The organism is Mesorhizobium sp. dw_380, from assembly GCF_018588885.1.
Taxonomy (GTDB): domain Bacteria; phylum Pseudomonadota; class Alphaproteobacteria; order Rhizobiales; family Rhizobiaceae; genus Mesorhizobium.
In genome coordinates this window covers 76,229-82,228 of record NZ_JAFFIW010000026.1, presented here as the reverse complement: position 1 = coordinate 82,228, position 6,000 = coordinate 76,229, and the positions used below count along the sequence as shown (strand labels likewise).

At 61.2% G+C, this 6,000-nt stretch carries 4 protein-coding genes; 2 read left to right on the top strand and 2 right to left on the bottom strand.

From position 1 onward, the window contains the following. Positions 1-25: 25 nt before the first annotated feature. Together JT360_RS22705 and JT360_RS22700 are read right to left on the bottom strand one after the other, a co-directional pair. On the bottom strand, positions 26-409 hold the full coding sequence (locus JT360_RS22705; RefSeq protein WP_214474243.1) for a hypothetical protein: 384 nt from the start codon (positions 407-409) through the stop codon (positions 26-28). Positions 410-496: 87 nt separating this feature from the next. Continuing rightward, positions 497-2,023: an FAD-dependent oxidoreductase gene (locus JT360_RS22700; RefSeq protein ID WP_214474241.1), complete on the bottom strand. Its 1,527-nt coding sequence runs from the start codon at positions 2,021-2,023 to the stop codon at positions 497-499. Positions 2,024-2,829: 806 nt separating this feature from the next. Here JT360_RS22700 and JT360_RS22695 point away from each other — a divergent pair. After that, positions 2,830-3,723 (top strand): DUF1236 domain-containing protein, encoded by an 894-nt coding sequence (locus JT360_RS22695; RefSeq protein ID WP_214474238.1) that lies wholly within the window; start codon positions 2,830-2,832, stop codon positions 3,721-3,723. Positions 3,724-4,293: 570 nt separating this feature from the next. Beyond that, positions 4,294-5,526, top strand: coding sequence for a serine hydrolase domain-containing protein (locus JT360_RS22690; protein ID WP_214474236.1), 1,233 nt, complete (start codon positions 4,294-4,296; stop codon positions 5,524-5,526). The last annotated feature ends 474 nt before the right edge of the window (positions 5,527-6,000 follow it).

The following is a 6,000-nucleotide window of genomic DNA, read 5'->3' as shown; positions in this document are numbered from 1 at the left end:
CAAATAAGACGTTCGCAATCGACTCCTAGCGTAGGGCAGACCTTAGCAAGACCGTCCTTTGCCGGCTGTGATCTCGCGCGCTTCCCGAGCATAGAGCGCCAAAGTGCCGAACACGGCGCCGTTCCCTGAGAGTATGGGTGTTGACCAGCAGGCTCTGAGGATAGGGCCGCGCGATCCGCTCTGCCTGTAGTTTGGTATACGGTCCCATCGGTCGGGTCTTTTCATCGCCGCGACGAATCCGGCAATACCAGTGGCGGCCGTCGGAGAAGATTTCAACCAAGGTCGGCGCATCCTTGGCCACCTGCTCGGCGACCTCGTCGGCAAATTCCACCATCTTTGAGTAACGCTGGGCGGGCGAGACCGTGTGCAAGCTGATGGCAGCCGCTGGTTCCTGCTGTGCCGTGGACATAATCGAACTCCTTTTTACTCACGACCGTATTCCGCCTTTGCCATTCCGACTGTGCGCTTTTCGAGTCGGAGTGACGAAGGTGAGCTGCTATTGGCGCTCCATCTCGACCTCTGCCTCCAGGCTGTCGAGGTCCCGGAACATCGAAGCGACAGCCAGCGTGCGCCCTTCGCGCTTGAAGCGGAGCAGGCAGTCCTTGGCTGCAATGTCGCCATCGACCGAGATCTCGTCCCATCGTACTGCATGGCCGACATAGTTGATCGGGACGTCGTAGTGCTGGCTCCAGAAGAACGGCACGGCCGCGAATTTCTCCCGCCGGCCGAGCATGTTGAGCGCCGCGGTCTGCCCCTGCCGCTCTGCAACCACCCAATGCTCGACCCGAATGCTCTCGCCGCTATGAGGATCTGGCCAGCGCGCAATGTCGCCGGCCGCGAATACTCCTGGCTCGCTCGTTTCCAGAAAGGCGTCCACGACAACGCCGCGATCAACGACCAGCCCAGCCGTTTCGGCAAGCCCGGTCCGTGGCCGCACACCGATGCCGACGACGACGAAATCGGCCGCCAGCGTGCCGCCGCTGCTGAATTTCACCTCGCCGCCGGCAATGCTGGTTGCGGTGTCGTCAAGATGGAATAGGACGCCATGCTCCTCATGGAGGGCCCGGACGAAGTCGCCCATTTGCGACCCCAGGACGCGCTCCATGGGTCGTTTTTCCGGCGCCACGACATGAACTTCGATATCCCGAGCACGCAGGGCCGCAGCTACTTCCAGGCCGATGAAACTGGCCCCAAGCACGATAGCGCGGCGCGCGTTAGTAGCTCGCTTGATGATCGCCTTGCAATCGGCGAACGTGCGCAGCGTGTGTACGTGCGGCTCATCGGCGCCTGGGATGGAAAGGCGCACCGGTTCTGCCCCTGTGGCAAGCAGCAGCCTGTCGTAAGGGACCCTGCCCTCATTTGCGACGACGACCTCGCGGGATTGCCGGTCGATGTGAACGGCTTTCGTATCGAGACGCAGGTCGATGTTGTTTTTTGAATAGAACTTCTCACCGCGAAGCGGAATCCAATCTTCCGGTGCCTTTCCGGCGAGATAGTCCTTGGAGAGGTTCGGTCGGTCGACGGGCGGCGCTTGGTCATCGCTGATCATGACGATGCTGCCCTGGTACTGCTGGCGCCGCATCATTTCGGCCGCCGCGAAACCAGCCGCGCCGCCGCCGACAATGACGATCTTGTCGGGCATCGGGCCAGCGCTTCCGTCGCGTGGCTGCGGCACCGTCCGCTTGAGCTTCTCGCCCACGAATATCTGGCCATCGCGCTGTTCCACCGACCAGCAAGCGAGTGGATTGAACGCAGGCGCTCGCAACGCCTCACCGGTGCGCAAATCGAAGCACGCGTGATGCCAGGGACACCGAACGGTATCCGCCACCACAAGACCTTCGACAAGAGGTCCGCCGTAATGGGTGCATGTCGCCGAGGTGGCGAAAACCTCGCTTCCCCGGCGCACCAGCAGAACCGGCTCGTCGCCGCAATGGCCGACAAGCTTTCCGCCATCGGGAAGCTCGGACAACGAGATGCCCTGGACCAGATCCGGCCCATCCGCTTTCACATGATCTTCAGCCATTTTCTTCTTCCTCGGCGATCCGACGTCAAGATCGCCGGTACATCGAAACGGCAATCCCGATGCGTCGGATTACCTTTGCCTGGCCAGCGCGCCCTCAGATTCACGGCACTGTTTGCGCCAACCCTTAGTCGGCTTCGCGCCGCAGTTTCTCGCCGTCGTTGCTATCATGCAAACGAATTTAATCGGTACTTGGATGCAATTTTTCTGGTGGATCAGGCGATTTGCCGATGCGCGAATTGCACGTCTATCTCCATTTTGCCCAATCGAGCCCGCTGGTGGCAGCAGTCGCCACGAAACTCTCAAGTTGGTGTGAAGCAGGCCCGGCTCCCACTTGTAATCCCACCAACACCCCTCAGGGCTGCTTTGGCGCCCTGGCGGGGACGCCAACAATCACCCTGTCATTTTTGCAGGGTACGCCGCCGGCGGCACGTGGACTATCGTGCATGTCGCTCGGTTCGCTTGCACCGCCATTTTGCTGGCGGGTCTGCCGGCGCTATTCTTAGGCCTTGACGCTCAGACGGAGACTGCGAGGTGGACCGGCCGGTTCGGCGGGGCCTCAACGGTGGCGGCCTTTGCACATCTTCATGTCGTCGTGACGTTGACGTGAGCGAATCGCCTCCTACGCTGCGCCTGCGATCTCCACAGCCGTCGGCGCTGGCCAAACGCCGCCGGCCAGGCCTTGTTCCTGAAAAATTGCCGTCGGCGTTTTCACAAGACGCCACCGGGGTTTGCGGGCAAATTCGGAACAATGCCTTTCGCCTGGGGTTTATCGGAATGAAGGGACCGAGTTTCCGAGGAGAAATCAGATGAAACATCTTCTGATCACGAGCATGATCGCGCTCGGCGTCGGTTGCGGCGCCGCGATGGCGCAGACCGAATCCGCGCAGCCGAGCGCAGGCGACAATTGCGCCGCCGGCCAGGCCGACTGCCAGAAGGGCGGCAAGGCGGGCGAGCAGGCCCAGGGCAAGATGAAGTCGCAGACCGAGCAGAATGCCCAGGGCAAGGCCGGCGCCAACACCGAGCAGCAGGCTCAGGGCAAGACCAAGGCGAAGACCGATGAGCAGGCCCAGGGCAAGGCCGGCACCAACACCGAGCAGCAGGCTCAGGGCAAGACCAAGATGAAGACCGATGAGCAGGCCCAGGGTCAGGCTGGCACCAAGACCGAGGAGCAGGCTCAGGGTACGGCTAAGTGCCAGACCGGCATGGCCAACTGCCCGAAGGGTTCGAAGACAAACGAGCAGGCCCAGGGCAAGACCGAGATGAAGAACACTGAGCAGAATGCCCAGGGCAAGACCGGCACAACCACTGAGCAGAACGCCCAGGGTACGACCAAGATGCAGACCCAGCAGAATGCCCAGCGTAGGACCGGTACAACCACCGAGCAGAACGCCCAGGGCAACACCAACGTCCAGACCGACCAGAACAAGACGGCCTCGATCAACAACGTGACGGTCGAGCAGAGGACGCAGATCACGCAGATCATCCACGAGACCCGCGTCCAGCCGGTCGCGAGTGTCGACTTCGACATCTCGGTCGGCGTCGAGGTGCCGCGGCATAAGATCCGCCTGCATCGGCTGCCGGCCCGTATCGTCAAGATCGTCCCCGCTTATGAACGCTACGAGTATTTCGTGCTGGCCGACGGACGCATCGTCATCGTCGATCCGGACACCTACGAGATCGTGGCGATCCTTGAGGCCTGATCGGGACAACATCGCGAAAGCAAAAGGTCCGCCGTGCCGCAAGCCTCGGCGGCACCTTTTTGCCCGGCCTCGAAATACGCGGGATGGCGGATGAACCGAGTGGCCTAAGGACGAGCGGCCGATCGTTTCGCTTCCCGCCGGCTGATCGCTACGCCTGGGATTTCGGCCCCTGCTCTTACGAGCGGGGGTAATCGACACCAAGCAGGACGGCACTTGGACCTCGCCGACCGCGTTGACATCGGATCGTCACTGTTGGCGAGCAATGCCATGCCAGGCTGAGCCACCCGCCAATAGAGATTGTTTGTGGTGCTTAGGTGCGCAACGAGGTCGCCAGCGGGCACCCGCTTGCTGATGACTTTCGGCCTAGAAGCCGTCAGTCCGTTCACGTGACCCAATGCGGCCTGACGGCAATGCGCCGCAAGTCTGCCGTAGGGGACCGCATTTGGGATTCCTGAGAGCAGACGTCGTCTGCAGCTTCACTGGAGGTCAAGCAGACAACTATTGGCAATAGTGCGGGGAGAGCGCAGGATTGTCCAAAGGGCCTCCGTTTGCGACAGGGGCATTTGGGCGATGAGTCAATTTGGTAGTGAACCAGTTCGTGTTCCTGCGGACCTCGGCTTCGACAAGGCGCGGCTGGCGCGACTGAAGCGGTGGATGCAGCGCTATGCCGACACCGGGCGCTGGCCGGGCGGTGCAGTGCTCATTGCCCGTCGTGGAGAACTCGCCTTTTTCGACTGCGCCGGGCACGCCGACGTCGAGGCCAAGCGGCCTTGGCAGCGCGACCTCATCGCCCGCATCTACTCTATGACCAAGCCTGTCACCGCCGTCGCGCTGATGATGCTGTACGAGGAGGCGCGCCTGCATCTCGACGATCCGGTCGAAGCTTACCTGCCGGAATTCAAAAACAGTCAACTTCTGATACCGGGCGCAACGTCGCTGGACCAAACAGTGCCCATCAAAACGAGGATAACGATCCACCATCTGCTGACCCACACATCTGGCCTAAGCCTTTTTACGAACCCCGGACTGCTCGGTGAAGCTTATGCCAAAGAAAAACTCGGCCTCGCCCTTGCTTACGGTGGGCTCGACAAGATGGTGCGGGGGATCGCCGAGCTGCCATTGGAATGGGAGCCGGGCACGAAATGGCAATACAGCACCGGGTCCGATGTCATCGGCCGCATCGTGGAAGTCGTTTCCGGAATGACGCTCGACAAGTACTTCGCGACTCGCATCTTCGAGCCCCTCGGCATGATCGACACCGGCTTCTCTGTGCCGGAGTCTGAGATCAGCCGTTTTCCCCCGCTCTATGAGGCTACGGCTGGCGGCATGGCATTGCACGAAGCGCCGGAGGTTTCGGAATGGCGGCAAGGCAGGGTTGATACGTTCTGCGGCGGAGGCGGGCTCGTCGGAACCATCGACGACTATTGGCGGTTCACCGAAATGCTGCGGGCTGGAGGTGAACTCAACGGCGAACGCATCCTCAGTCCCCGCACTTTGAGATTGGCGGCGCGCAATCACCTACCGGGAGATCTTGCCTCTATGGCCACCGAAGTTTGGGCCGAAACCCAGTTTGACGGCGTCGGGTTCGGTCTGTTGGGCTCGGTCGTCCTCGATCCGGCCAAGGCACAAATTTCGGCGCAAGTGGGCGACTATGGCTGGGGCGGGGCGGCAGGCACCTTCTTCTGGGTGAGTCCGGTCGACGACCTGATTGTCATTCTCTTCACGCAACTGCTGCCTTCGAGTGCCATTCCCGTGCGCAAAGAGCTGCGCGCACTCGTCCATGGCGCATTGACGGGGGCCTGAGACACGTCAACAGAAACTGCGCGGAGCAACTTTGCGCTTGGCAGGCTTGGGCCGTGGTTGAGATGACTGCCCGCGCAACCTGAATGTCCGCTCTTGAGGAACCGCAGCCTGAAGCTGCCCGTCCCCTTGCGGGCCCAAAATCAGCCGTAAGTCGGTTCCTGCAACGGCTCACTCAACGCGTTGGTGACGAACCGGCTAACTGGACATGCGAGCGCGAGAACCTATGAGCGGCAAGCCCTCACCTTTTTTAACCGGCGAGCATGAATTCGACACCCACGATTATCAGAGCAGTACTGACCTGGGATTCTACCCAGCCATTCTCCAGCGCGTTCAGCGATGCTTTGTCAGCAAGCTCCTGCCGCACCCAGGCGAACAAGGCGCGGGCGGCTCGAATCCGTGTTGAATTGACCACCCCAGCACGATGGGCAGGTGGATATCTTTTGTCATGTATGCCTCTACTTTACACACTATAAG

Bases quoted from the DNA above. Each gene is read 5' to 3' on its own strand.
- JT360_RS22705 (WP_214474243.1), bottom strand. From the start codon at position 409: ATGTCCACGGCACAGCAGGAACCAGCGGCTGCCATCAGCTTGCACACG.
- JT360_RS22700 (WP_214474241.1), bottom strand. From the start codon at position 2,023: ATGGCTGAAGATCATGTGAAAGCGGATGGGCCGGATCTGGTCCAGGGC.
- JT360_RS22695 (WP_214474238.1), top strand. From the start codon at position 2,830: ATGAAACATCTTCTGATCACGAGCATGATCGCGCTCGGCGTCGGTTGC.
- JT360_RS22690 (WP_214474236.1), top strand. From the start codon at position 4,294: ATGAGTCAATTTGGTAGTGAACCAGTTCGTGTTCCTGCGGACCTCGGC.